4 protein-coding genes are annotated in these 2,511 nt (G+C 38.4%); all 4 read left to right on the top strand.

Annotation, left to right across the window (positions count from 1 at the left end):
- Positions 1-1,021, top strand: a 1,021-nt coding sequence (locus AB4496_RS18920) for a glycosyltransferase family 2 protein (protein ID WP_372131619.1), incomplete at its 5' end; no start/stop codon positions are given.
- Between the two features lie 51 nt (positions 1,022-1,072).
- On the top strand, positions 1,073-1,330 hold the full coding sequence (locus tag AB4496_RS18915; RefSeq protein ID WP_102257974.1) for a hypothetical protein: 258 nt from the start codon (positions 1,073-1,075) through the stop codon (positions 1,328-1,330).
- A gap of 51 nt (positions 1,331-1,381) precedes the next feature.
- A complete protein-coding gene (locus AB4496_RS18910) occupies positions 1,382-1,720 on the top strand; it encodes a hypothetical protein (RefSeq protein ID WP_017098605.1) in 339 nt (112 codons plus the stop codon).
- 16 nt (positions 1,721-1,736) lie between these two features.
- Positions 1,737-2,511: radical SAM protein (locus AB4496_RS18905; protein WP_372131617.1), on the top strand; the 775-nt coding region annotated here is incomplete at its 3' end.

Genomic DNA, 2,511 nt, shown 5'->3' with positions numbered 1-2,511 from the left:
CGAAGAACACCTAGTTTGCGCACTAAATAAGCTAAACGATCAAAATTATCCAAGTAAAATACAGGTAATTATTATTGATGATGGCTCCACAAACAACGCAATCAGTAGAGTTAAAGGGTGGATTGATAATACAGAGATGAACCATGACTTCCAAATAATAGAAAGGTCAGTAAATGGTGGTAGAAAAGGCTTCGCTTTAGATCATGTACTCGACCTTGGTGTAGCCACTGGTGATGTTTATGTTGTGGTAGATAGTGATACTTATATCGAGCCCAATGGGATCTATGAGTTGGTAACCAAGCTTTGGTCTGATGAAAAATACGCCGCGGTTTGTGGATATATTACACCAGAGAATCATGAAGATAGTTTTATAGGTAAATTGCAACATTATGAACATATCAGCTTTTATGGAGCGATAAGAGCAGCGCAAGATAAGTTGGGTTGTGTACCAGTACTAGCGGGTGCATTCGTTGCTCATCGAGCTTCAGTGGTGAAGAAGTTAGGGGGCTGGAGCGAGTGGTTAGTCGAAGATATAGCGTGGTGCTGGAAAGCAATATCAAACGGCTATCGCACGGGCTATGCACCTAAAGCAAAGGCAACAACGCAATGTCCAACGGACGCAAAAGGATTATTTAATCAACGGAGGCGCTGGGCTCGTGGCCGAGTTGAAGCTTATACAGAAGCGTGGAAGACGCATTGGGTAGCAGGTCTATGCGCATCCCCTTGGTTTCTATTGACTGCGGTACAGTACATATTTCCATCTAGCATTATTTTATTTGGCTTTATGATTGCATTGGGAATTTGGATTCCCATTGTAATCGGCGCTGCCAATATAATGATTTACTTTTTACTAGTGCAGTCCTATATAAAAGATTTTGATTTATCTAGTGATTTGTCAAATCGGCAAATGTTTAAAGCACCAATATATTCAGCATTGCTAGAGTCTATAACATGGCTTCCAAATTTACTTGGTTATTCAGATGAGATTTTGGGCAAGAAAAAAGGCTGGTTAACAAGATAGTTTCTATGAGCGCAGTACTCTTTACTGTAATTTAATATAAGGAAATAACTTATGTATAACTTAAATGTTGAAGAAATTTCAATGGTTGATGGTGGTGGTGATGGGAACGCTAGTGATTATCCAGCATCTCCAGGATCAAATAGACCAATGTCTCAGACCAAAGGAGCTGCAACAGCTGCTTCTGCTGCGGCATGGGCTGGCGCATTTGCTGGATGTATGGCTGCAACTGGTGGACTTGGTGCTATCGGCTGTGCAGCAGCTGCAACAGCAGCAGCCGCTGGAACTGGAGGCGCGGGAAATACCAACTAACTAATAAGCTACAGCCCTTAAATCAAGGGCTGTATAATATAGGAGAAATTTATGGATGTTAAACATCTTTTCCCTAACGAACAATGCAGAGTATTAAATGGCTCAATTATTGTTTTTAATGGTTCAATATTCGGTGGGGTTAGAATTAAGCAGAATGAAGAAGGATATATTGTTTGTTCTTCATCTGAAATCAAATCTATTTCTTTGGTCTTAATGGTATTTTCTATTTTGTTGATGTTCTTTGTAGTTCGACTTGATATGCCATTATTTTATGTAGCGTTGATTTTAGGGGTGATCGTTCAATCATTATCTATTGTTATTACCGAATTTCGCATTCTTTATATTAAAACAAGAATTTACACATGTTATGGTAATTTACATGATAATTAGAGATATGGAATGTAAAATGAAATTTTTTGTAATAAATTGGGCATTGACGAATAACTGCAACTACAAGTGTAGCTACTGTCACTCAGATCTGCATAGTGGCTCGATTAAAGCTCCATCGTATGAATTTGTAGTTCAGTTTATAGATGAAATATTTAAATATTCCAGAAAGTTGGGACTGAAACCATATTTTGAATTTGGTGGCGGTGAAGTGACTATACTTAGATATTTTAGTGACCTAATCAAATATATCCATAAAAATACTGGGTTAGTCAGCATTGTTTCAAATGGTTCGAAATCTTTGAAGTGGTGGAGTGAAAACGGTAAATTTTTAAATGGTGTAAGCTTGAGCTACCATTTAACAGATATCAAGAGCGAGTCTCATTTTATTGACATATCAAAGGTTCTTGAGGCGTCTCAAGCCACTCGCTTTCACGTCAATATAATGATGATTCCTGAGCGGTTTGATGACTGTTTAGAGTTTGCAAACCGGCTAAAACAAGAAGTTCGTTGCTCTATAGCTTTGCAGCCACTTTTTGAAGGCTTTGGACATGGTGGGATTACTAATAAGTACTCATATACGACCAAACAAGAGCAAATAATGAAAGACTTCAGAGGGCGACCAGAGATCAAAAAGCTTCCTCCAGCAATGGCTGAGTTAGAAGTAAACTATGCAGATGGCAAAACCGAGAATCTATCCACTTTTGATTTAATTGCCAATGATCAAACTAATTTTGTTGGTTGGGATTGTTATGCAGGTATTGATAGCTTAGTCGTTACGTTTAGTGGTGATA

The organism is Vibrio sp. 10N.222.46.A1, assembly GCF_041473595.1.
GTDB classification, from domain to species: domain Bacteria; phylum Pseudomonadota; class Gammaproteobacteria; order Enterobacterales; family Vibrionaceae; genus Vibrio; species Vibrio tasmaniensis_A.
This window is presented reverse-complemented; position numbering and strand designations above follow the sequence as displayed.

What these genes read in the sequence shown, in the direction of transcription:
- AB4496_RS18915 (WP_102257974.1), top strand. Translation starts at nt 1,073, where the DNA reads ATGTATAACTTAAATGTTGAAGAAATTTCAATGGTTGATGGTGGTGGT.
- AB4496_RS18910 (WP_017098605.1), top strand. Translation starts at nt 1,382, where the DNA reads ATGGATGTTAAACATCTTTTCCCTAACGAACAATGCAGAGTATTAAAT.